The organism is Hyphomicrobium nitrativorans NL23 (assembly GCF_000503895.1).
GTDB classification, from domain to species: domain Bacteria; phylum Pseudomonadota; class Alphaproteobacteria; order Rhizobiales; family Hyphomicrobiaceae; genus Hyphomicrobium_C; species Hyphomicrobium_C nitrativorans.
Genome location: NC_022997.1, coordinates 1,361,901 through 1,384,589, shown reverse-complemented (window position 1 = coordinate 1,384,589; position 22,689 = coordinate 1,361,901). Strand labels below are relative to the sequence as shown.

Sequence of the window (22,689 nt, the reverse complement as noted above, 5' to 3'; positions counted from 1 at the left end):
AGTCGTCGAAGACGCGATATTTCGCGAAAGAAGCTTCTCCTGGCTCCCGGCTCTGCGCTCGGCTTCGCCTCACTTGGCCGGGATGACAGGGGCCGGGACATCCATCGCCTGTTCGTCCTACTTCCTCGGATCGTAGCGGTGCTTCTGGCGCCACTCCGTCAGAAAGTACGACAGGCTATCGTCGATCGTCTCAGGCAAGACGATCCTGACGGTCACGAGTTGATCGCCCGTCGCGCCCGTTGCCGCATTGCGCACGCCCTTGCCCTTGAGCCGCAACACCTGCCCCGAACTGGTCCCCTTCGGCACCGTGAGCTGCACGCGGCCGCCCGAGGTCGGCACCTCGACTTTGCCGCCCAGCACCGCCTCGTCGATGGTGATCGGCAGGTCGAGCAACAGGTCGTCCCCCTCACGGCGGAACTCGCGATGCGGGCGAACATGCACCTCGACCAGCGCGTCGCCCGCTTCGCCACCCGCAGCACTCGGCTCGCCGCGTCCCCTGAGGCGCAGCACCTGCCCGTCGGTCACGCCTTCCGGCACGGTAAGGTCGAGCACCCCGCCGCTGGGAAGCGTGACGCGCTTCTTCGCGCCCTGCACGGCCTCCAGGAAATCGACATCGAGCGTATAGCGGACGTCCCGGCCGCGGACGGAAAAGCCGCCTCTCCCGGCGGCTCCCCGGCCCGCGCCCGCGAAGAGATCGGAGAACACGTCGCCGAAATCCTCGAAGATCGGCCCGCTCCGCCCTCGCGCACCGGCGCCTGCCCCTGCCCCGGCAGCCCCGTAAGGGCGCCACGTCGGCCGGCGCGGCTCGCCTGAGGCTTCGATCTCTCCGGCATCGTATTGGCGCCGGCGCTCGGGATCGCCCAGGATCTCGTGCGCCGCCGTGATCTTCTTGAACCGCTCCTCGGCGGCCTTCGAAGGGTTAACGTCCGGATGCAGCTCTTTCACGAGCTTGAGATAGGCACGGCGAACCTCTTCGTCCGTCGCACCGCGCGAGACGCCAAGGATGTCGTAAAGGTCATCGGCCATGAACAGCGTGCATCCTGATGAGCACCAGCGGTGAAGCTGAACTGTCGGAAATCGCGCCAGCGTGGAGCGCGAGCCCGATAGATACGGGATCAGACAAGCATCGGACCAGTGAAAAAAGTTGCCGAGCGACCGCTCAATCCGCGACGCGGATTTCCCCTTCCCGCGAGACCAGCTCGGCGAGGATCTGGAACCGGCGCCTGAGCCGCTCTCCGTTGAGGCCCGCATGGGCCTTGGGCAGGATCATCACCAACTTCGGGCCCTCGTAGACGAGCCGCGTCTCGTCGATGATGCCGGCCATGCCGATGGACAGCATATGCGCCGCGCGGATGGCGGCCCCGATCAGCTTGGCACGCTTCTGCGTCCGCTTGCTCACGACGAGCCGAAGCCGGTTGGACAGCGTGTCCGGCCGCCCGTCGTCGGAACCCGAGTGGCGATGATAAACGGACAGCGCCAGGAAGATCCTGCCCGGATGGTCGATACCCGCAAAGCCTGCGTGCGCGATCATGTCGAGGCTGTGCACGCCACGGTAGTCGGGATGAGCCCGCCAGCCGATGTCGGAGACGAGACAGGCGGCATGGCGCAGCCGGCGTTCCTCTTCGGTCTCCTTGGGGCCTTCGCCCGTAAACAGCGCATCCGTCCAGGTGCACAGCTCATAGGCATGCGCGAGCGACCGGGAACGAAGCCGCGCCAGCTCCGCGCAGAAGGTCAGCAGCGGATCCTTCTCCTGCTCGTGCCTGGTCATAAGGCCGAACAGCAGCCCCTCGCGAATGCCGAAAACGGAGAACACCACTTCCGACGGGGCGACGGCTTCGAGCAACCGCTCCAGCACCAGCGCACCGTACGGCAGCATGTCGCGGCGAGCCCGCGGCACCGCTTCGACACCCAACAGCGACGTGACCTTTTTCGCGCGGCGGACAAACTGGCAGAACTCGATCGCCTCTCGCGTCGGAATGGCATAGCCGTGCATGACGCGCAGCGGATAGCCGGTCTGCTCCATGTGGAGCCGTGCAAGCGCCCGCCACGTGCCCCCCACCGCATAGAAGGGACGCGCCCGCCCGTCCGTGAGCCATGCGATTCGCGCCACCGCCTCGTCGACGAGCGGCAAGGCGCGGTCGATCTTGTCTCCGGTTTCGTCGATGAGACGCAGCCCGCCGAGGGGCAGCGTGTCGGCATGTCTGAGTTGGTCGCGGGCGATATCGATCACCTCAAGGCTTCCGCCCCCGAGATCGCCCGCCAACCCATCGGGCGCCAGAAACCCCATGCGAATGCCATAGGCGGCGAGCTTCGCCTCCGTCTCGCCCGAGAGCACCTCGATCCGAACGCCGGCAACGCGCTCGGCCTCCTGGATGAAAAGCGATCCGTCCTCGGCGTCGCGCACGGCCGCCGTCGCCAGCACGCGCAGGTTCTTGACCTTGAGCACCCGCGCCACCGCGCGAAACCGCGTCAGCGCTTCAAGCGCCCGCTGAACGCTCTCAGGCCCGAGCTGGCGCGTCGTCGCAATCGAGTTGCCGAGCCCGGCAAGCACCTTCTCGTTGAAAATCGGCGTCGCCGCGCGCACCGCCCCGTCGTAGACGACGAGGCGCACCGAGTTCGACCCGATGTCGATGACGCCGATCGGCTCAAGCTCCGGAGCTTTTGATCTCCCGCCGAACACGTGCGTCAAACCCACCTTCTTGTTCCGCCTAGCGCCGTGTCAGATCGCGCGCACGCTTAGACCACGCGCTCGCTATGAAAGGAAAGCGCGTAAAGGCCACATCGAGCGGAAGGAATGAAGGCGGGAATGAAATCGCTCTAATCCTTCTGCACGAAATCGAATCGCGGAGGAAAGTTGTCTTCCGCGGCCTTGCCCCGGCCCGAAAGCGACGGGTTGGTCATGAAATATTTATGCGCGTTGAACGGCTCTTCCCCAGCGGCGGGTGCGATGCGTTGCGCCGATCCGTCCGGTTTGATCTCCCAACTCTGCTGGTTGTCCATGAAGTTGGCCACCATGATCTGGTCGAGAACCTGCTCGTGAACCGTCGCGTTGTTGACCGGCACCATGGCCTCGACGCGCCGGTCGAGGTTGCGGGGCATCATGTCGGCCGAGCTGATGTATACGGCGGCCTTGGGCGAGGGCAAGCCCTCGCCTTCGCCGAAACAGTAGATACGTGCGTGCTCCAGGAAGCGCCCAATGATGCTCTTGACGCGGATATTCTCCGAAAACCCTGGAATTCCGGGACGTAGGCAACAGACGCCACGCACGACGAGGTCGATTTCGACACCCGCCTGGCTGGCCTCGTAAAGCGCATCGATGATCTGCGCATCCACGAGCGAGTTCATCTTCATCCAGATAGCGCCCGGCCGGCCCGCCTTCGCATGCCCGATCTCGCGTTTGATGTGATCGAGGATCCGATTGCGGATACCGTGCGGGCTCGCCGCCATCTGCTCAAGCTGCGCAGGCTCGCCATAGCCGGTGACGAAGTTGAGAACGCGCGTCACATCGCGCGCGATGGACGGGTCCGTCGTGAACAACGAAAGGTCCGTATAAATTCGCGCCGTCTGCGCGTGATAGTTGCCGGTGCCGATATGGCAGTAGGTTACGAGGCCCGAGCCCTCCCGGCGCACGACCTGCCCGAGTTTCGCGTGCGTCTTGAGTTCGATGAACCCGTACACGACGTGCACGCCCGCCTTTTCGAGATCGCGCGCCCAGCGGATGTTGGCCGCCTCGTCGAAGCGGGCCTTGAGCTCCACCACCGCGGTCACGGACTTGCCCGCTTCGACCGCTTCCTTGAGCGCTTGCACGATCGGGCTGTCGCGCCCGGTGCGATAGAGCGTCCACTTGATCGCCATCACGTTGGGATCGTTCACCGCCTGACGCAGGAACTGCACCACCACGTCGAAGCTCTCGTAAGGGTGATGGACGATGATGTCCTTCGAACTGATGGCCGCGAAACAATCGCCGTTGAACTCGCGGATACGCTCCGGAAAGCGCGGATTGTAGGTCTTGAACACGAGGTCGGGACGGTCCGCCACGATGAGCTGCGACGTATCCGAAAGCCCCAGGAGACCGTCCTTGATGAAAACGGATTCTTCGCCGACTTCGAGTTCGCCGATCACGAACTTCTTCAGCCGGTCCGGCATTCGCGCGTCGAGTTCGAGCCGGATCACATGCCCCCGCCGGCGCCGCTTCAACAGCGTCTCGAACGAGCGCACGAGATCTTCGGCTTCCTCCTGCAGCTCGACGTCGCTGTCGCGCAGCACACGGAACGCACCCTGGCTCTTGACCTCGAAGCCGGGAAACAGCTCCGAAATGAACATGCCGATCAGCACTTCGAGCTGGATGAAGCGCAGTTCGCCCTCCTTGCCCGTGGCATCCGAGCTGAGACGAATGAACCGTTCGAGCTGGGCCGGAATGGGAATGAGCGCGCTCAGACCTTTGGCGTCGTTCTTCCGCTGCATCCACACCGCCATCGTGAGGCCCAGGTTGGGGATGAACGGGAACGGATGCGCAGGATCGACGGCAATCGGCGTCAGGATCGGAAACACGTGGCTGATGAACATCCGTTCGAGCCAGATCTTCTCCGCATCCGATAATTCCTCGGGCTCCACCAGCGTAACGCCCGCCGCCGCCATGTCCTTCTTGATCTCGTTCCAGGTCGTCTGCTTGTCGGCCACGAGCCGTGCGGCGAATCGGTTGATCTCAACAAGCTGGTCCTTGGGCGAGAGCCCGTCCTGGGATGGCGTCGTCACGCCGGCCGCGATCTGGCCGTAGATGCCCGCCGCGCGCACCATATAGAATTCGTCGAGGTTCGATGCCGAGATAGATAGGAACCGCAGCCGCTCAAGCACCGGATGGCTCTTGTTCTGAGCCTCCTCCAGCACCCGCCGGTTGAACTGCAGCCAGGAAAGCTCACGGTTGTAGAAGCGATCGGGCCCGGTCGGCGCCTCCATCTGAGGCACATCCGTCTTCCTGACAGGTCTCGGCTTTCCTTTTGCGAGGGGCATGGTGTCTTTCCTGGGGGGCTTCGATATTCGGCGGGACCGAATAGAGGCGCATGTCATGCGACAGTATGATGACAGCAAGAGCAGAAACTAGACCATGATCGTTTCGGACCCTACCAGTCCGAAACATGAACCATCGGTCTCACAATGCGAACTCGTCGTCGTCGGGCTCGGAACGCTCGTGAGCGAGCGCTTCTGCCGCAACCGCGCGGGTGACTTTCCGCTGTTGGGCAAGCGAAAGCCGGTCGCACGCCGCCACCAGCCGCGTGGCCGCTTCCATCGAGCGCTCCATATGCAGCGCGAGGTAGCTCACCACGTGCGGCTCCACGAGAAGCTGGCGGTCCGAGAACAGCTTGACCAGCACGGAGCGCAACAATGCCTCGTCCGGCGGCTCGATCGAGACGGGCGATGTCGCCCGCAGCCGGGACCGCAGGTCCGGCAACAGAATATGGCCGATCTCTCCCGGAAGAATGCGCGAGGTCATGAGCAGCGACCCCGCCTTCTCTCGCGCGAGATTGAGCAGATGAAACAGGATTTTCTCGTTTCCGATTCCGCGGTCGATGTCTTCAACCACGAGCCGGGAATGGTCTTCGAACGCAGGGACGGCCGCCTCCGTGAGCGCCGCGGCCCGAACGATCGGCGCGCCCGATGCGAGCCGCCACACGTTCGCGAGATGGCTCTTGCCGACGCCCGCGGGCCCGACGACGAGTTGCGAGGGAAGCTGCCAGTTCGGCCATCCGTCGATCAAGTCCACAGCCGCCGCATTCGAACGGCTAACGAGGAAATCCTCGGCCCCCTGCGCCTGCCGCCCCGGAAGCGCGAGCACAAGCTGTTCTGGCATGGCATTGCGCGCACCCGCCGTCATGGCTGGCCCTCGCGCGCATGGGTGGCGGAAGGCACGGCGGCGGGCTGCGTCCCTCTGTAGACCGAGCTGTCGAGATAGATATCGAGCGCGAACCGGATCAGCACACCGACTGCCGCAGCGAGCGGCACGGCAATAAGCGCACCGACGAACCCGAACAGATAGCCGAACACGAACAGCGCGAAGAGGACCCACACAGGGTGGACGCCGATGCTCGATCCCATGATGTAGGGCGTCAACACGAGCCCTTCGAGCGCTTGGCCCGCCATGAACACACCGACCACGATCGCGATCGGCACGAGTTCAGGCCAGAACTGCATGACGGCTACGCCCGCAGCCGTGAGCAGGCCGAGCGCAGCCCCGGCATAGGGAATGAACGTTATGAAGCCGGACATAAGCCCGATCAGAAGCCCATAGTTGAGGCCCGTCAGCGTGAGGCCGATCCCATAGAACGCGGCCATGATGAGGCACACCGCCCCTTGTCCACGGACGAACGCCGAAACCGAGCGGTCCATGTCGCGGGCGAGCATGCGAATGGTCGGCGCATGATCGCGCGGCAGCCAGCTGTCGATCTTGGCGACCATCCGGTGCCAGTCCACCAAGATGTAAAAGACGACCACCGGCGTCACGACCGCGAGCGCGAAAAAGTTCACGACCGCAAGCCCACCCGTCCACAGCGATCCCGCAAGCCACGCAGCGAGCCCTTGCCAGTTGTCGGCAACGGCACCGGACGCTTTCTCGATGCCCTTTCCGTCCTGTCCGAGCTGCTGGCCTGCCACGTTCTCGAAGGCACCGCGCACGGCTTCGATAGTCCCGGGCAGCGCCTGAAAAAGCTCCTGCGCCTGACGCACGAGAAGCGGCGCGATCAGGAGCACGAGCAGGAGCACGGCCACGATGATCAGCGTCACCACGCCAAGCGACGCAAGCCCACGCCCCACACCACGCTTTTCGAGCATGTCGACCACGGGGCTCAGAGCATAGGCGAGAATGATGCCGACGACGAACGGAAGAAGAATGTCGTTGAGAGCCGCAAGGCCGATGAAAAGGAGGCCGGCGGCCACCACCCAGAACAGAACCTGCCGCTCCGAAGCCATATCCTATCGTCTCCGAACACCGAGGCCGCGCCGCCCGAAACGGGTGCGTTTCGCGCACTCTTACCCGGACATATGCCGAAGCCAAGCCCGGAGATACGCCGCAAGCGACGCAACGGTAAGTGCCCCCGTGATCCACACCAGCAGGAAGCGCACGTCACCGAGCCCGAGGCGAAACCCTTCATCCGCAAGGACGGTTGCAGCGAGAAAAATCTGCGCCGCCGTGTTCGCCTTGCTGACTGCCAGCGGCTGGATGCGCATCGGGTGATCGAGCACCCACGAGAGCATGACGCCGATGACGATCAGAATATCGCGCGACACGACGGCAATGACGAGCCACGAGGGCAGCGCGCCCATGACGCCGAGCGCCACGAACACGGACACGAGCAGGAGCTTGTCCGCGAGAGGATCGAGATACGCTCCAAGCTCCGTCGTGAGACCGAACCGCTTTGCGATAAACCCGTCGACTGCATCGGAAACGCCCGCAAGCAGGAACACGAAGAACGCGAGCTTCGTCTCCCCCGTCAGCAGCAGCCAAAATACGATGGGCACCAGAATGACCCGCCCCAACGTGATGACATTCGGGACGTTGAGGTAGCGAGGATTTGTAACGCGAAAAACCACCATGCCTTCTATTCGGTTCGGCGCGAACCGGCCCATGCCGGACGCGCGCAGGAAAAATTCAACGCCCCTTTTTTTATATAGGGCTCTACGGCTCTAGACAGGTTGGGCGCCCACGTCGAGCCTGAGTATCAAACTCGGTCAATGCGGGAAACGTGATCCCGACAGAATGTCGCCGGAAGGCGCCGGGATCCAAGTGCAATTCTAATAGGCGGATCGCAAGGCCCAGAACCCGCCGCCATCGGTGAGGACAAGACCCTGCTGCGCGAGCGCCTGCGCAAGGCTCTGGCCACCTCCCGGAAAGCTCATCGAGACCTCCGCACTCTGCGCGGATACGGTCCCGATACGAATGTTGCCGGCGCCCGGCAGATCGAGCAGCCGCCCGCGCATGTCGTCCCATTCCGCCTGATTGGCGAAGTGAACCGCCATGCTCACGTCGTGGCCAGCCCCGGTTCCAAAACGTCCGCCCGGCACATAACCGCCACCGTGCCCGCCCTGTTCGAGCTTCGCGACTTTCCAGCGCCCTTCGAGCACGCCGTGCGTGACGACGGCCGCCAATTCCATGGCATAGGCCACATCGCCGTCCGCGATCCGGTAGCTTCGCCGCCACGTCATGAGGCCCGCCGGATCGATACCCGCCAGCATGACGTTGAGCTGCCGCCCCGGCTGATCCACTTCCGCAACCGCGAGCACCACGAAATCGGCGTTGTAGGCACCCCCGAGCACCCGCTCCACGCTGTCGTCGCCCGCGAGCGCGGCCTGAACCGTGGCGTCCTGGATCGAGGGTTGCAGCGCCTCGACGCGAAGCGGCGTCAGCGTATTGTCGAGATCGAGCCCCTGCCACACCTGGCTCCACGTTCCCGCCGCGGGCCGGAACCGCGCCCCGTCCGCCCCGCCGGGCTGCGCGAGAATGGGCACCAGCACCATCCGCGGGGCCTGCTGCTCGACATAGGGCACGCCCTCCCGGTGCAGGAGATCGCGCACGGCATCGGCCTGGAACGAAAAGTCGAGGCTTGCGATGTACTGCGTGCGCGAGTTGTTCTCGGAGCGCACAGCCACGCCGTCGATGAAATCGGCGGCGCGAAGTGCAGTCAACCGATCCAGGCGTCCGTAGGCCGTCACCGGCACGATCCGCTTCAGGAGCGCCCCGAGCGCGGCCTGCTGACCTTCGGCATGAGCCTTGTCCTTGGCCGCAACCGCATTGTCCGCCGTGGCCTCCACGGGGTAGTTGGCGACCGTGAAAACCTTGCCCGCCCGCGCGGCCGCCTCAGGCGCCGCTGCGGCAAAAGCAGCCAGCATGGCCGCGAAAAAGAGGCCGTATGTCGTGAATTTCATGGAGCGCCCAGTCAAATCGTCCCCTCCAGCGCCGCCGCGCTCCGGCGGCCGCAGCCCTCGCCGCGCCCGCTCGTCCGTTGCCGTCCCGCCCACGAGCTGGTAGGAGGCCCATCTCCCGTCCACATTCGGGCAAAAGTAGGGAGCATCGCGCTCCCGCCCGTCAGCGCCGAGGTCGCATGAGCCAGCCAGCGGATAGTTCACCGGGCAAGCCCATTACCTATCGCGAGTCCGGCGTAGACATAGACGCCGGGAACGCGCTCGTCGAGGCCATCAAGGGCATCGCGGCATCGACGCGCCGGAGCGGCGCGGACGCAGGCCTCGGCGGCTTCGGCGGCCTGTTCGACCTCAAGGGCGCAGGCTTCCGCGATCCCGTACTGGTCGCAGCCAACGACGGCGTCGGCACCAAGCTCCGGATCGCGATCGACACCGGCCGTCATGCCACCATCGGCATCGACCTCGTCGCCATGTGCGTCAACGACCTCGTCGTCCAGGGCGCTGAACCCCTGTTCTTCCTGGATTACTTCGCCGTCGGCAAACTCGACATCGAGACCGCCCGCGATGTCGTCTCCGGCATCGGCGAGGGCTGTCGCCAGGCAGGATGCGCCTTGATCGGCGGCGAGACCGCGGAGATGCCGGGACATTATAAGGGGGCGGATTACGATCTCGCAGGCTTCGCGGTCGGCGCCGTCGAACGCGGCGAGCTGCTGCCCCGGCCCGACATCGCGGTGGGCGACCTCATCGTCGGCCTGCCATCCTCCGGCGTGCACTCCAACGGCTATTCGCTCGTGCGCCGTCTCGCGGCCGAAGAAGGCCTCGGCTGGGACGCCCCCGCACCTTTTGCCCCTGAAATGACGCTGGCCGAAGCGCTTCTTGCGCCCACGCGGATCTACGTGAAACCGCTGCTCGCCACCCTCGAAGCGACGGGCGGCGCGGCCGACGGCCCCATTAAGGCACTCGCCCACATCACCGGCGGCGGCCTCTCGGAAAACCTCCCGCGGGTTCTGCCGCCGACGGTTGCCGCCGCCGTGGACCTGACGAGCTGGCAGCCTCCGCCCGTATTCGGATGGCTCGCCCGCGCGGGACACTTGCCGGATGCGGAAATGCTCCGCACGTTCAACTGCGGCATCGGCATGATCGCCGTCGTCGCGAAAGATGGAGCCGACGCGGTTCTGGCGAGCCTTACAGAAGCGGGCGAAGCCCCCGTCGTCATTGGCGAAATCACCGAACCCTCAGGCGAGAAAAGCAGCGCCAAAGGTAAGGGCGAAGCCTGGGCCGTGGCCTACGAGGGCCGCCTGAAGCTTGGATCGCAGGAATGACAGAGAAGAAGCGCGTCGCCGTTCTCATTTCCGGGCGCGGCTCCAACATGCAGGCGCTGGTCGAGGCCGCCCGCGCGCCCGATTACCCGGCAGAAATCGCGCTCGTTATCTCGAACCGGCCCGAGGCCCCAGGCCTAGCCTGGGCGAAGGACCAAGGGCTCCACACCCTCGCGCTCGATCATAATCTTTATGAATCGCGCGAGCATTTCGAGGGCCAACTGCAGAGCGTTCTCGGTCTGGCGAAAATCGACCTCATCGCGCTCGCGGGCTTCATGCGCCTCATGACGGCGGACTTCGTAAACCGTTGGCAGGGCCGGATGATCAATATCCACCCCTCGCTCCTCCCCGCCTTCAAGGGGCTCGATACCCACGAGCAGGCTCTTGCCGCGGGCGTCAGGATTTCGGGTTGCACAGTCCATTTCGTGGTGCCGGAAATGGACGCGGGCCCCATCATCGGCCAGGCTGCGGTCCCCGTGCTGCCAGCCGATACGCCCGAGACCCTCGCTGGCCGCGTGCTCGCGGCCGAGCACCGTCTCTATCCCGCGATGATGGCCGTTGTTGCGCGGGGTCAAGCCCACATGGCGGAAACTGGGTTAGTTTGGCAACGTACTGATTTTTCTAACATTAACCAAGCTGAGGCTGTTTTCTCGCCTCCTCTCTGAACGACGGGTACTGAAAATCTCCGCTTCGTCGTCTGAACCCAAATGTCGCGGAGCGACCCTGCCGCATGGACAGGCCAAACCATGAAGATAAATCCTTCAAAGCTCGGCAACCGTAACCCCTGAAACACCAAGCACGCGAAAGTCGTGTGCTAGACTATCGCCGGATAACGAGAGAATCGGTGCTGCGATAAGACGAAAGTCTTGAAGGTGTTGGAGCAGCTCCAGGTTCCAGGAGGAGCGCCTTCCACTCGCCCAGCCGAACACGGCAGGCACGGCCCATTTCTCTCCCGTAGGGCGCCCACCGCCCATAGCCGGATCGACCCGGAGACAATTTCGTATGACTGCAGAAAGTACCGCGCAACAATCTGGCTTCGGCCTCGGCGATGAGAGCAGCGTCTGGTTCAACCTGACGCCGCTTCTCAAGGATCCGGACAACCCCATGCGCCTCCTCATGCAAATGGCGGAGCGTTACGGGCCGGTGATTCCGGTGAACATGGCCAACCAGCGCATCGTGCTGGTGACGGAGCCTGAGCTGTTCAAGCATGTGCTCGTCACCAAGGTCGACAATTACGTGAAGTATTTCGACGGCCTGAAGCCTATCTTCGGCAAGTCGATGATCACGCACGACGGTGCCCTGTGGCAGAAGATCCGGATGCCGCAGCAGCCGGCCTTCCACCCCGACGCATTCGCCGAGTACATCCCCTACTTTATCGAAGCCATCAAATCGAAGATGGCCCACTGGGCGGAGTTCGCACGCACGGGCGAGACCTTCGAGATGGTCGAGCAGACGTGGACGCTCGCCGCCGACATGATCTGCAAGGCGCTGTTCGATCGCGACATGCCGTTCAATCCGCACTTCGTGTTCAAGTGCGTGAAGACCTACACGGACGTGTCGAACCATAAGGACATCCGCCTCAAGCGTCAGGCCGACGCCCTGTTCGAGGTCGGCGACGAAGACACCGCCAAGGCGGTCGAAGCGTGGTGGAGCGTTCCGCCCGCACTGTTCGCGGCCGACCCGCGCGAGGAGCGCGAGAAGACGCTTCTGAAAATGATTCAGAATGCCATGGCCGATCCGTCGATCCCCGAGTTCGACGAGCAGCAGGCCATCGACGAGATCAAGCAATATCTCTGGGCGGGCACCGAGACGACGGCCCTGACCTTTGCCTGGGCGCTCTATCTCACATCCAAGAACCCCGAAGCCGCCGAGCGCATCCGCCGCGAGGGCGAAACGGTCTACGGCGACCGCGAGCCGACGGCCGCCGACTATTCGGCCCTTCAATACACCCGCGCCGTCATTCAGGAGACGATGCGTCTCTATCCGCCCGTGTGGAGCCTCATTCGCGTAGCGACCGAGCCCGACGTCATCGGCGGCAAGGAGATCAAGCCAGGCGATCGCATCGTGCTCTTCTCCTACGGCGCCCATCACAACCCGCGCTTCTGGAAGGACCCCGAGGAGTTCATCCCCGAGCGCTGGATGGACAAGACGCAGAAGCAGGTGAAGTACAGCTACGTGCCCTTCGGCGCCGGCAAGCGCTCCTGCATCGGCGGCGCGATGAGCCAGGTCGAGAACACGCTCGCGCTGTCGATCCTGCTCCGCCGCTTCCGCCCGGAATATGTGGGCCTCGAACCGCCTGGCCTCAACGCAACCGTGACGTTGACCCCGCGGGGCGGTCTTCTCTTCCGCGTTCAGGAACTGAGCTGATCGACGCGATAACGGCTTCTGAAATAGAAACGGGCTCCCAAGGGAGCCCGTTTTTTTCTCTGTCGCCACCCGCTGCTGTCATCCCGGAAAGCCGGAGGCTTATCCGGGACCCAGCGCTAGACTCGTCGAAGACGCAATCTTTCGCGGAAGAAGCTTCTCCTGGGTCCCGGCGCGGCGCTCGGCTTTTCGCCTCGCTTGGCCGCGATGACACCGGGATTAGCCGGCGATTTCCTTGGCGATGAAGTTCATCTTGATTTCGCGGGAAGCCGACTTGGTGCTGTCCGAGCCATGCACCGAATTCTCGCCCTTCGAGAGCGCGAACTTCTTGCGGATCGTGCCGCGCTTGGCCTCGGCCGGATCGGTCGCGCCCATGATTTCGCGATACTTCGCAACGGCATCCTCGCCTTCGAGCACCTGAAGAACGATCGGCTCGGACGTCATGAAAGTCACGAGTTCCTTGAAGAAGGGGCGCTCCTTGTGCTCGGCATAGAATTCCTGTGCCTGGGCCTTCGTCCACTTCACACGCTTCTGCGCGACGATGCGCAGGCCGGCCTTTTCAATGACGGCGTTGATCTCACCCGTCAGGTTGCGCCGCGTGGCGTCCGGCTTGATGATCGAGAAGGTGCGCTCTTTGGCCATTCTGTTGGTCTCTCAGCTCTCTGAATATTGGATGATCTTTTCGTATTGGCGTCGCGTTGTCGTCCGCCGCCTCCGCTCCCCCTCAGCGGCGGCTTAACGCAGGCAGCCGGCATCAGAGGCGAATGGGCGCGAAATGCCCTGCAAAAGCCCGGATTCAATGTCTGATCAGGCTCCGAGCGCGGAGATTGCACAGACCGTTCCCCGTGTCCATGTGGAACGATTGATCGTCGGGCGAAAGTCAAAGGCATCTTGTGGATTGTCGTCCGGATCCCAACGAAGCGGCGGCGCGGAACGGTGTAGGATCCGCCGAACCTCGGTGAGGTCGGGAGCCGAGCGGGCACGGCGCAGCGGATCGGCGCACCACGAGGCACCCTCAGCACTTGAACCAGCCTTCCCACTTCGTGGTATTGAACAGGTTATGACCGGATCAGAGACTGACATTCAGTGGTTCATCGCCCGGGACGGGAAGCAGCACGGCCCCGTCTCCGACCTCGAACTCAAAAAGCTCGTGGAGCTTGGGCACCTGAAACCGGCTGACCTTGTCTGGCGCCAAGGGTTCTCGGATTGGCGAACGGCCTCATCCGTCTTCCCGGCCATTGGCGAGACGCCGCGTCCCGCCGCGCCGTCTCAGCCTCCATCCGCACCGAAGGCCCCTACGCCGACAACGTCGGCGCCCGCACAGAAACCGCAAGCGCCCGTGCAGCCATCGGCTCCTGGCTCGGGAGCAGGGCCATCCCTCGGCCATCCCGGGCCGCAATCCAAGCCACCTGCGGGCGCACCCACCGGGAGGCCTCAGCCCCAGCTCTCGACAGGCTATGCGCCTCAAACGGGCGCTGGCCCGTCACAACCGTCATCCGCCGCTGGCGACATACGGAGAGCGGGACCAGGCCCCAACCTCGGACCCAACCCGAACTTCGGTCCCGGACCCAACCTCGGAGACGCCCGTCCCGATCCGGCAACGGGTACGCGCCCTCTCGGCACTGCCCCGCGCGCAGCCGGTCCTTCCGGCCCCGCGCCTCAAATGGCCGCGCCCGGTCCCCATCTCGGCCCCGATCCACGCATCGCAGCCGGCCCCGGACCGTCGGTGCATCACGAACCCGCCGCACCGGCGCGCCGCCGCAAGGCCCCGCTGATCGCCGTCGGATTGCTCGTGATGGGAGGCGTCGGTGCCTGGCTCGGAAGCCAGTACACCGAACAGATCTTCGCTCTCGTCCAGCCGCAGGACGGCGCGAGCACGAGCGAGAACGGCACGACAACCGCAAATCTCGCCCCGCAGGCGGAAGACAAGAAGGCCGCGCCACCGCCGGCCGCGGCACCCGAAGCGACGTCCGTCCCCACGCTCCAGGATGTCGACCGCACGCTCCAGGGCCGGACCGTCTGGGTCTCGGTGAAGCAGGAATTCCCCGAGTGGTACCAGTCACGCGTCGCCGACGTCGCGCGCCTCACCGGCGAGAAGAAGAGCGACGCGGACATCACGTCGTATCTCGTCAATCAGCTCGTCCAGCTCCGCCGCGAGAACGCCCAGCACGCGCTGGCCGCCAGTTCGCCGCGCCACAAGGATCTCGCCGCGGCCTTCCTCGCCAATCTCCGCGACCTCGCCCGCGAAGGTGGCGACGGCTGTTACGACTTCATCTCCCGCGGCGAAACGAGCCCCATCGTCATACGGCGCATGCAGGACCCGGCGCAGAGCGCTCAGATCGAAGCCCAGCTCGTAGCCGTGTTTGCGGCCATCGCGGAAGGCCGCAAAGCACCGGCACAGCACACCGCGCCGGTGAAGACCGACTACGATTTGCTGGCAGGCGAATTGGGCCGGCTCGGCTGGACGCAAGCAGACATGCAGCTCTTCGCCAATCCGCGCGAGCTGGCCCAGGCCCCGCGAGAACGCGTCTGCTCGATGCTGCAGGATTGGTTTGCGGCCCATCTCGCGATCCAGGATCAGGCCTCTCAACAGCGCCTCCTGTTCGAAACGCTGAAGCCCGTCGTTTCCGGCTGAGCGCATCACATCGCGCGACTGTCCCGGGGCGCGAGTGCCGCCATCCCCCGCTGTCATCCCGGCCGCAGCGAAGCGGAGCGCCGGGACCCAGCGCAAGACTTCGTCGAAGACGCGATACATTTCGCGATAGAAGCGTCCCCTGGCTCCCGGCTCCGCGTTCCGCTACGCTCCACTTGGCCGGGATGACACTTGGACACCACTGCCGCGTGACAAGCGCACTCCAAGCGGCTATTCGCCTTCGGAGCCATGCTTCACATCAACGACATCACCTACCGCATCGAGGGCAAACCGATCCTCGAAGACGCGACCGCTGCAATCCCGACGGGCCATAAAGTTGGCCTCGTCGGCCGCAACGGCGCGGGCAAGTCGACCCTTCTCAAGCTGATCGCGGGCGAGCTTCACCCTGACATGGGCGACATGACCCTGCCCAAGGGCGCGCGCATCGGCTACGTGGCCCAGGAAGCGCCCGGCGGCGCGGAAAGCCTGATCGACTGGGTGCTCTCGACTGACACGGAGCGCGCGGGCCTCATCCGCGAAGCCGAAACAGCCACCGATCCGAACCGCATAGCCGAGATCCACATTCGCCTCGCCGACATGGGCGCCCACGCGGCACCTGCGCGCGCGGCAGCCATTCTCGCTGGCCTCGGCTTCGACGACGCAGCCCAGCGGCGTCCCTGCAGCGACTTCTCGGGCGGATGGCGCATGCGCGTCGCGCTCGCCGCCGTCCTGTTCCTCGAACCCGACTTGCTCCTGCTCGACGAACCCACGAACTACCTCGACCTCGAAGGCACGCTCTGGCTCGAAAGCTACCTTCGCGCCTACCCGCACACCGTGCTCATCGTCAGTCACGACCGCGACCTCCTGAACCGCGCGGCCGGCGCCATCCTCCATCTCGATCGCGGCAAGCTCACGCTCTACGCAGGCGGCTACGACGACTTCGAGGAAACGCGCCGCATGAAGCAGAGCCTCGAAGGCAAGCTCAAGAAAAAGCAGGACGACGAGCGCCGGCGCATCCAGGCGTTCATCGACCGCTTCCGCGCCAAAGCCACCAAGGCCCGGCAGGCCCAAAGCCGCATCAAGGCGCTCGCGAAAATGCAGCCCATCGCCTCGCAGGTCGAAGACCGCGTCGCGCCGTTTCTTCTTCCGAGCCCTGAAAAACCGCTCGCAAGCCCGCTGATGCGCATCGAGAAAGCGTCCGCCGGTTACGATCCCGCAATGCCGATCCTCACCGGCCTCGACCTTCGCATCGACCAGGACGACCGCATCGCGCTGCTTGGCGCCAATGGCAACGGCAAATCGACGTTCGCGAAACTCCTCGCAGGAAAGCTCTCGGCGCTGACGGGCAACGTGTTCGGCGCAGGCCGCGTCAGCGTCGGCTTCTTCGCCCAGCATCAGCTCGACGAGCTCAATCCGCAGGCGACGCCCTTCGATTACATCGTGAAGCTGATGCCCGAAGCGACGGAAGCCCAGCGCCGCGCCAAGCTCGGCACATTCGGCTTCGGCGCGGATAAAGCTGACACCAAGTGCGCCAACCTCTCGGGCGGCGAGAAAGCGCGCCTGCTGCTCGCGCTGACGGCCTTCCACGCGCCGCATCTTCTCATCCTCGACGAGCCCACCAACCACCTCGACGTGGACAGCCGCGAAGCCCTCATCCACGCGCTCGCCGAATACGAAGGCGCCGTCATCCTGATCAGCCACGACCGCCATCTTGTCGAAGCGACCGCCGACCGCCTCTGGCTTGTCGCCAACGGCACCGTGCGCGCCTACGACGGCGACATGGAAAGCTATCGCGCGGAGCTCCTTCAAGCGCGCAGCCCGAAAAACGACCGGCCCTCGGCTTCGGGAGATGCCGCCGCCACCGATCAGCGCGCCAGCCGCGCCGATCAGCGCAAGGCCGCAGCCGGCCGCCGCGCGGAACTCGCTCCGCTGAAGAAAGCCATGCAGACCGCCGAGAAATCCGTCGAGCGCCTCACCGCCGAACTTGCAAAGCTCGACGAAAAATTGGCATCCCCCGATCTCTACGCCGACAACGCGAAAGCAAGCCAGGTCACGCTCGAACGCGGACAGACCGCAAAGCGTCTTGCGGAAGCCGAAGACGCTTGGCTCGCCGCCACCGCCGCCTACGAAGACGCCGAGGAGCAAGCCGCAAGCGCATGACGGCGCCGGCCGGGGGAGCAATCCCCCGAGCCCTAACGCTTCTGATTTTATGAAATCGTCTCGTTGCGCAGTTGAAACGAGGCGGCGATGACGCCGCCCGAAGCTTTCGCTCAGATGAGCTGACGAAGCAGTTTACGCGCAGTCTGCTCGGGCGCAGAGCCCTCGGCTTTCCCGATCAGCCGAACGACGCCCTGACGCGCCCAGTACAGCACAGACACGGTATCGCCTTCGACGCTGAACGTGGCGTCGTAGTACTTGCCGTCTTTGGTCAGGCTGAACCTGTTTTGCAGCGTGGCCGTTTCCATTCCAGACCCCTTGAGAACGAGGAGCGCACAGGCGGAAATGGTACGCGAATCGCCCGGGTTTGAATGTACGTGGAATTACTTAACCCTGGAGGGTCTTGTCTCAACCGGCAATTTTCGAGAAATCGGCAACGGTCAGCGTGGCCGCGCGAATCTCGGAGAGCAGCCGCAAACGGTTCTCTCGCAGTGCAGGATCGGCATCGTTAACCGTGACCTTGTCGAAGAACGCGTCGACAGGTCCACGAAGCTCGGCAAGCGCGTTCATGGCACCCTTGAAATTCTCGACGTTGATCGCGGCCACCGTGTCCTGCTTCACGCTCTCGATGGCGGCCGCCAGCGCCAGTTCCTCGTTCTCCTTGAGGATCTTGAGATCGTAGGTGCCTGCGTAGCTCCGCTTGTCCTTCTTCTCCTCGATGGAAAGGATGCTGGACGCGCGCCTGACGCCCGCGAGCAGGTTCGCACCGTCGTCGGTCGCGAGGAACTCGCTGAGCGCCTCCACGCGCCGCACGATGAGCGCGATGTCGTCCTGCCCGGAGCCTGCCCCGGCCTCCGAGCCGGGGAGTGAGAACACCGCATCGATCAGATCGTGCCGCGCACCCTTGTCCTTCAGGTAAACCTTGAGCCGCTCCGCGAAGAAGGCGAGCAGGTCTGCATTGACCGCAGACGAGACAGCATACGTGCCCACCAACGCCTCGCTCGGGATCTCCTTCTTTCTATCCTTCAGATACGCATCCGGAGTGTCGACCAACCACACGGAGACGCGGCTCCACCCGTCATCCTCGCCCATCTCGGCCCACGTCGAACGCATCGCTTCCTCTTGCGCTTCGCCGTTCGCGGCCTTCGAAAACAGGAACAGGTTGCCGCGCTCCGAGACGGCGGCCTTGACCTGTCCGTAAGCCGCATCGAACGTGCGCAGCAACGGCAGGCGCAGATCGTTCTCGACCAGAATGCGGATCACACCCAGCGCCGCACGCCGCAACTGATACGGATCGCCCGAACCCGTCGGCTTCTCGTCGATGGCCCAGAAGCCGACCAGCGTGTCGATCTTGTCGGCAAGCGCCACCGCAATCGCCACCGCATCGCCGTCCTCGGCCTTCGGCACCACATCCGTCGGCCCCTTAGGCTTGTAGTGCAGCTCGATGGCGCGCGCGATTTCGGGCTTCGCCCCGGCCTTCTCGGCGTAATAGCGGCCCATCAACCCTTGCAGCTCGGGGAACTCGCCCACCATGCCGGAAACGAGATCGGCTTTCGCGATCTCGGCCGCGCGCCGGGCGTCCTGCGGATCCGCATCCACAGCCCCCGCAATCTCGAAGGCCAGCTCCTTGACCCGCTCGATGCGCGCCTTCTGCGAACCGAGCTTCTCGTGGAACGTGATGCCTGCGAGTTCGAGCGCCATTTCGTCGAGCGGACGCTTGAGATCCTGATCCCAGAAGAACTTGGCGTCCGAAAGCCGCGCGCGAATAACCTTCTCGTTACCCGCGACGATTTCGGCTCCGCCATCCGGCGCCGTCAGGTTCGAAACCAGGATGAAGCGGTTCGCGAGCGCTTTCGTGCTGGGATCGCGCAGCGAAAAGCACTTCTGATGATTTTTCATCGACGTCGTGAGGCACTCGGGCGGCACGTCGAGAAAGCTTTCGTCGAAGCTCCCCATCAGCGCCACCGGCCACTCGGTGAGGCCCGCGTTTTCCTGAAGCAAAGCCTCGTCCGCGATCAGTTCGAGCCCGGCTCCATGCGCAAGCTGCTCCGCCTGATCGCGGATCTCGTCGGCGCGTTCTTCGGCGTTCAGCATCACCGCATGACCCGCGAGCTTGTTCATGTAGTCCTCGAAGTCGAGAACCTGGAACGTCTCGTTTCCGTGGAAACGATGCCCCCGCGTGGCGTTCGACGCGAGAAGCCCCGCCGCTTCGAGCGGCACGATCATGCCGTCGAGCAGACAGATCATCGACTTGAGCGGCCGCACCCACTGGAACGTGCCCGCGCCCCAGCGCATGGACTTCGGCCACGGAAACTTCGCGAGCACCTGCGCGACCACATCCGCCGTGATCGCGTCAGCAGCGCGGCCCGGCCGTTCGATCCGCGCGACGTAATAGTCGCCCTTCTTCTCGTCCGCGACGATTTCGGCCTCGTCGATTGACGCGAGCCCCGCCGCTTTCAGAAACCCTTCGAGCGCTTTTTCCGGCGCACCCACGCGCGGCCCTTTTCGCTCCTCGCTGACGTCGGGCGCTTGCGGGGGCACATCCTCGATGACGAGCGCGAGCCGGCGCGGCGTTGCGAACGCGTGCGCATCCCCGACCGCGAGCCCGGCCGCCTTGAGTCCCTCGGACACGAGCCGCTTCAAATCCTGCGCGGCCCGCTGCTGCATCCGCGCCGGGATTTCCTCGGAAAAGAGTTCGAGCAAGAGTTCAGCCATCGGCGTGGGCCTTTCGAATTGGTCGTGCGTGGCAACACATACGGGGCCAGCCTCAGTCGGGCAACCGCGACTGTCGCAAAGCAAGCCGAGGGCACGCATGACGCACGCCCTCGGCCGGAAAACGCAATCCCGTCAGTCCGAACGAACTCTTAGGGCGTCGCAGGCTGAGGCTCCGGAGCCTGAGTTTCGGGCGGCGCGGCCGGTGTCGGCTGAGGCACGGCCTCAGGTGCCGGGGCAGGCGCCGGCGCCGGTTCGGGAGCAGCGCCAGGCGCGGGCGCGACGGCGGGCGCCGGTGCCGGCGCGACGAGCGGTTCCGCGGCCTTTTCCGCCGGAAGATATGCGCGCGTCTCCTCGCCGACGCGCTCCATCGTGCCCTGCACGGTGAGATAGCCGAGACCGATAGCAACCGCGCCGATGTACATCCACAATACCGGCTTGTAGCGGCTGAGCAGGATCAGGCCGATGATGAGCGCCGGAACGGCGGTTACGATCAAGCCAAGATGGGTGTCGGTCACGAACGGCCTCCTTCAGTCTCAAGCCACGCGGCGCAGCACGCTTTGGCGAGTTCCCGCACACGGAGAATATAGCCTTGCCGCTCAGTAACCGAAATAACACCGCGTGCATCGAGCAGATTGAAGACGTGTGAGGCTTTTATGCACTGGTCATAGGCGGGCAGCGCCAGGTTGTGCTGGCCCTCGCTCCGTCCGGCCTCGATCAGCGCCTTGCACTCCTTTTCGGCATCCCGGAAATGCTGAAGCAAGAGCGCCGTGTCGGCGTGCTCGAAGTTGAAGCGCGAGTACTCCTGTTCCGCCTGCAGGAAGATATCGCCGTAGGTCAGCTTCTTGTCGTCTTCGCGGCCGTTGAAGTTGAGATCGAACACGCGGTCCACGCCCTGCACGTACATGGCCAGGCGCTCAAGACCGTAGGTGATCTCCCCGGCCACGGGATTGCAGTCGAAACCGCCGACCTGCTGGAAGTAGGTGAACTGCGTCACCTCCATGCCGTTGCACCACACCTCCCAGCCGAGACCCCAGGCACCGAGCGTCGGGCTCTCCCAATCGTCCTCGACGAAGCGGATGTCGTTGAGGCGCGTATCGATGCCGATCGCATCCAGGCTCTTGAGATAGAGTTCCTGAATGTTCTCGGGTGACGGCTTCATGATCACCTGGAACTGATAGTAGTGCTGAAGCCGGTTCGGGTTCTCGCCATAGCGGCCGTCCTTGGGCCGGCGCGATGGCTGCACGTAGCAGGCGTTCCAATGGCGCGGCCCCAGCGCGCGTAGCGTCGTCGCCGGATGGAACGTGCCCGCGCCCACCTCCATGTCGTAGGGCTGCAGCACAACGCAGCCCTGCGCGCCCCAGAACCGCTGAAGCGTGAGGATCAGATCCTGAAAGCTCTCCTTCGGCCGGAGCGGCGGGAGGCCGGAAGCGTCGAGGAATTCCGTCTGGGATTTGGACATGAGGCCGTCGCGAATAGCTGCAAGCGGCGCACTATACGCATTCGCCACCAAGTGTCACCCTGCGCGACAGCCCCTCCGCCTCACTCGCCGCGCGGCCGATAGACACCCGACTTGGCATCATATTCGAGTGGCCCGAGATCTTTGGGCGTCACCCGGCGCTGATCGCGTCGCTGGCCCTTGGCAATCGTCCGCGACACCCACCTGTAGCCGGCATAGAGACCGGCACCGATAACCACCAGAGCGATGACCTGGGGCATGCATGATCCTCAAAGACCGAACCGCGACCACAGCGCGCGGATTTCGACAGCCGACACCAGATCGTCGGCCAAAGCAAGGCCCTGGCTGTCGCCCCCGAGCCCTAACACCGACGGCAGTTTGCGGAACCGGCCGGAGAGCCAGCTTCGCTCCACCGGCACCACCCGGAGCCGCACGTTCTCGCCGTGGATTTCACGCATCTTGGTTCGCACGTCGGAGATCCCGTCGATGAGCCCCAGCTCCAAAGCATCCAGCGCCGACCAGAACGCGCCGGAAAACAGCTCCCCGTCCGGCCCCTTGAGCCGCCCGAGCCTGCGATCCTTGACGACGCCGATGAACACATCGTGGACGCTGCGCTGAATGGCCATCAGCCGCGCGATGTCCTCCGGATTTTCCGGCTGAAACGGATCGAGCGCGCCCTTGTTGGCGCCCGCCGTATAGACGCGCCGCGAAATGCCGAGTTTCTCTATCGCACGATCGAGCCCGAAGCTCGCCGAGATCACGCCGATAGAGCCGACGATTGAAGACGCGTCGGCATAGATCTCGTCGCCCGCCACCGCCAAATAGTAACCGCCGGACGCCGCCACATCCTCGCAAAACACGTAGATCTTCTTACGCTTCTCGTCGGCGAGCTGGCGCAGGCGGCGGAACAGCAGGCTCGATTGCACGGGGCTTCCGCCCGGCGAGTTGATGACGACCGCAACCGAGGGCCCGCGCGACATGGAGAACGCCGCATCGATCGCCGCGCCGAGGGACGCGATGGAAAGCCCCGGCCTCAGCGGCGCGGCCATGCCGATGGCGCCGGAGAACCTGAGCACGGGAACCACCACGCCGCGGCTGAAAAACCCCATTCTTGCGTCCTTTCTTCGGTCGGTTAT

The 22,689-nt window shown here is 64.5% G+C and carries 19 protein-coding genes; 5 read left to right on the top strand and 14 right to left on the bottom strand.

The window, feature by feature from the left end:
- Positions 1–117 precede the first annotated feature (117 nt).
- The 7 genes from W911_RS06395 to W911_RS06365 all read right to left on the bottom strand — a co-directional run bounded on the left by W911_RS06395 (position 118) and on the right by W911_RS06365 (position 8,916).
- A complete protein-coding gene (locus tag W911_RS06395) occupies positions 118–1,026 on the bottom strand; it encodes a DnaJ C-terminal domain-containing protein (RefSeq protein WP_023786712.1) in 909 nt (302 codons plus the stop codon).
- A 133-nt stretch (positions 1,027–1,159) separates the two neighbouring features.
- Positions 1,160–2,695 (bottom strand): Ppx/GppA family phosphatase, encoded by a 1,536-nt coding sequence (locus tag W911_RS06390; protein WP_341872108.1) that lies wholly within the window; start codon positions 2,693–2,695, stop codon positions 1,160–1,162.
- Positions 2,696–2,817: 122 nt separating this feature from the next.
- Positions 2,818–5,010, bottom strand: coding sequence for an RNA degradosome polyphosphate kinase (locus W911_RS06385; protein ID WP_023786710.1), 2,193 nt, complete (start codon positions 5,008–5,010; stop codon positions 2,818–2,820).
- Positions 5,011–5,149: 139 nt separating this feature from the next.
- Positions 5,150–5,872: an HdaA/DnaA family protein gene (locus tag W911_RS06380; protein WP_023786709.1), complete on the bottom strand. Its 723-nt coding sequence runs from the start codon at positions 5,870–5,872 to the stop codon at positions 5,150–5,152.
- Positions 5,869–6,963, bottom strand: coding sequence for an AI-2E family transporter (locus W911_RS06375; protein WP_023786708.1), 1,095 nt, complete (start codon positions 6,961–6,963; stop codon positions 5,869–5,871). Before W911_RS06375 ends, W911_RS06380 begins: the two co-directional genes overlap by 4 nt.
- A 60-nt stretch (positions 6,964–7,023) precedes the next feature.
- Complete coding sequence (locus tag W911_RS06370) at positions 7,024–7,587, bottom strand: CDP-alcohol phosphatidyltransferase family protein (RefSeq protein ID WP_023786707.1); 564 nt, start codon at positions 7,585–7,587, stop codon at positions 7,024–7,026.
- Between the two features lie 198 nt (positions 7,588–7,785).
- The gene (locus tag W911_RS06365) at positions 7,786–8,916 is read right to left on the bottom strand and encodes a DUF2066 domain-containing protein (protein WP_023786706.1); all 1,131 of its coding nucleotides are present in this window, start codon (positions 8,914–8,916) and stop codon (positions 7,786–7,788) included.
- 176 nt (positions 8,917–9,092) lie between these two features.
- On the opposite strand from W911_RS06365, the gene purM reads away from it, so the two are divergent.
- The 3 genes from purM to W911_RS06350 all read left to right on the top strand — a co-directional run bounded on the left by purM (position 9,093) and on the right by W911_RS06350 (position 12,596).
- A complete protein-coding gene (purM, locus tag W911_RS06360; protein ID WP_023786705.1) occupies positions 9,093–10,232 on the top strand; it encodes a phosphoribosylformylglycinamidine cyclo-ligase in 1,140 nt (379 codons plus the stop codon).
- Positions 10,229–10,894 carry a phosphoribosylglycinamide formyltransferase gene (gene purN, locus W911_RS06355; RefSeq protein ID WP_023786704.1) on the top strand — a complete coding sequence of 222 codons (666 nt, stop codon included), beginning with the start codon at positions 10,229–10,231 and terminating at the stop codon, positions 10,892–10,894. The genes purM and purN overlap by 4 nt, the downstream gene beginning before the upstream one ends.
- A 337-nt stretch (positions 10,895–11,231) precedes the next feature.
- Positions 11,232–12,596 carry a cytochrome P450 gene (locus tag W911_RS06350; protein ID WP_023786703.1) on the top strand — a complete coding sequence of 455 codons (1,365 nt, stop codon included), beginning with the start codon at positions 11,232–11,234 and terminating at the stop codon, positions 12,594–12,596.
- Positions 12,597–12,812: 216 nt separating this feature from the next.
- Here W911_RS06350 and ndk read toward each other — a convergent pair whose 3' ends face one another.
- A complete protein-coding gene (gene ndk, locus W911_RS06345; protein ID WP_023786702.1) occupies positions 12,813–13,235 on the bottom strand; it encodes a nucleoside-diphosphate kinase in 423 nt (140 codons plus the stop codon).
- A gap of 418 nt (positions 13,236–13,653) precedes the next feature.
- Here ndk and W911_RS17750 point away from each other — a divergent pair, with 418 nt between their 5' ends.
- Positions 13,654–15,228 carry a DUF4339 domain-containing protein gene (locus tag W911_RS17750; RefSeq protein ID WP_158412841.1) on the top strand — a complete coding sequence of 525 codons (1,575 nt, stop codon included), beginning with the start codon at positions 13,654–13,656 and terminating at the stop codon, positions 15,226–15,228.
- 246 nt (positions 15,229–15,474) lie between these two features.
- Positions 15,475–17,385, top strand: coding sequence for an ABC-F family ATP-binding cassette domain-containing protein (locus tag W911_RS06335; protein ID WP_023786699.1), 1,911 nt, complete (start codon positions 15,475–15,477; stop codon positions 17,383–17,385).
- Between the two features lie 110 nt (positions 17,386–17,495).
- Here the strand turns inward: W911_RS06335 and W911_RS06330 are convergent, their stop codons facing one another.
- The 6 genes from W911_RS06330 to W911_RS06310 all read right to left on the bottom strand — a co-directional run bounded on the left by W911_RS06330 (position 17,496) and on the right by W911_RS06310 (position 22,662).
- Positions 17,496–17,690, bottom strand: coding sequence for a hypothetical protein (locus W911_RS06330; protein WP_023786698.1), 195 nt, complete (start codon positions 17,688–17,690; stop codon positions 17,496–17,498).
- Between the two features lie 100 nt (positions 17,691–17,790).
- On the bottom strand, positions 17,791–20,097 hold the full coding sequence (gene glyS / locus W911_RS06325; RefSeq protein ID WP_023786697.1) for a glycine--tRNA ligase subunit beta: 2,307 nt from the start codon (positions 20,095–20,097) through the stop codon (positions 17,791–17,793).
- Positions 20,098–20,246: 149 nt separating this feature from the next.
- Positions 20,247–20,612, bottom strand: a complete 366-nt coding sequence (locus W911_RS18515) for a hypothetical protein (RefSeq protein ID WP_023786696.1) — start codon at positions 20,610–20,612, stop codon at positions 20,247–20,249.
- A complete protein-coding gene (locus W911_RS06315) occupies positions 20,609–21,556 on the bottom strand; it encodes a glycine--tRNA ligase subunit alpha (RefSeq protein WP_041317709.1) in 948 nt (315 codons plus the stop codon). Before W911_RS06315 ends, W911_RS18515 begins: the two co-directional genes overlap by 4 nt.
- A gap of 80 nt (positions 21,557–21,636) precedes the next feature.
- Complete coding sequence (locus tag W911_RS18455) at positions 21,637–21,813, bottom strand: hypothetical protein (protein ID WP_023786694.1); 177 nt, start codon at positions 21,811–21,813, stop codon at positions 21,637–21,639.
- Positions 21,814–21,822: 9 nt separating this feature from the next.
- A complete protein-coding gene (locus W911_RS06310; protein ID WP_023786693.1) occupies positions 21,823–22,662 on the bottom strand; it encodes a S49 family peptidase in 840 nt (279 codons plus the stop codon).
- Between the last annotated feature and the right edge of the window lie 27 nt (positions 22,663–22,689).